General features: G+C 54.0%; 2 protein-coding genes. Both read left to right on the forward strand.

Going from position 1 to position 1,068, the window contains the following annotated elements:
• Nucleotides 1-147: 147 nt before the first annotated feature.
• A complete protein-coding gene (locus EV665_RS32140; RefSeq protein WP_133037281.1) occupies nucleotides 148-390 on the forward strand; it encodes a hypothetical protein in 243 nt (80 codons plus the stop codon).
• A 214-nt stretch (nucleotides 391-604) separates the two neighbouring features.
• A complete protein-coding gene (locus EV665_RS32145; RefSeq protein ID WP_133037282.1) occupies nucleotides 605-1,006 on the forward strand; it encodes a hypothetical protein in 402 nt (133 codons plus the stop codon).
• Nucleotides 1,007-1,068: the final 62 nt, after the last annotated feature.

Genomic DNA, 1,068 nt, shown 5'->3' on the forward strand with positions numbered 1-1,068 from the left:
GCGCTGACACCAATGATGGTGGCGGCATAATCGAGGCGGAAATCCACTTAGCGAAACGCCCGAAGCTGTTCAGACAAACCGAGCCACCTCTATCTGGCCGGAGAGATGTCAGCCTCAAACTGGCGATACCGTCATGCCAAGGAGGCCGTGTCAGAGTTCGTCGCACTCCGCAACACCTTCCGGGTGCAGATGGAGCACGCCGCAGATCCCGAGTTTCGTCGGAAGAATCCGTATCTTCGCCAAGACACTTTTTCGCGGCTCGACCACATTCTCGAATGGGATCACCGGATCGAGAACCCCCAGCAGCGTAAGGATGTCATGACGATGTTCAAGGGAGGAGACTACAGCCTTGTCCTAACTTGGCCGGGACAGCAAGTCGAGACCTTTTGATACGCTTGTAGCAGATGTTCTAGACTCTACTGAGGAAGTATTCACGGATTTCACCGCACTCGTAGAAGGTGACGGCACCCTGTATCTTCTGCGCCGTGATCGCCATGGCAACCCGAAGATCAAAAACGACCCGTTGCAAAAACCGGAGATTGGACGTTGTCTTTTGACTACGGTGTCGCCACTGCCGCGGTACGACTAAACCCTGGGACAAGCCATGTACTACTACATCGATGAAAGCGGAAATACCGGTCTTAACCTATTCGACGCAAACCAACCCAAGCTGTTCTATGGAGTGCTCGGCTGCTCGGCCAATCTTGATGTTATTGCTGAACCCTTGCTGACAGAGCTCAGGAAGGAACTGGGCGTCAGGCGTATCCACGCCGCCGAACTCGGTGTAGGGCGCCTTATCCCGATAGCAAAACGGATCGCAGACTTCAGCAAGAAACACGACCTGCGATTCTCTCTGCTCAAGGTTACCAAAGAAGATCACGCGGTGATCAGCTTCTATGACCAGGTGTTCGACTCCGAAATGAACAAGGCCGTGTCTTGGCATCACTACTTCACTCCCCTTCGTTACCCAATGCTAGGGCGTGTGGACGAATTTGAGCAAGCATAGGCCGGCGGCGAAGCTGACGATCGAGCGGAAATTCCGTGCGGTCTTTTCGCATCGCAAAGCGA

The organism is Shinella granuli (assembly GCF_004341885.1).
Taxonomy (GTDB): domain Bacteria; phylum Pseudomonadota; class Alphaproteobacteria; order Rhizobiales; family Rhizobiaceae; genus Shinella; species Shinella granuli.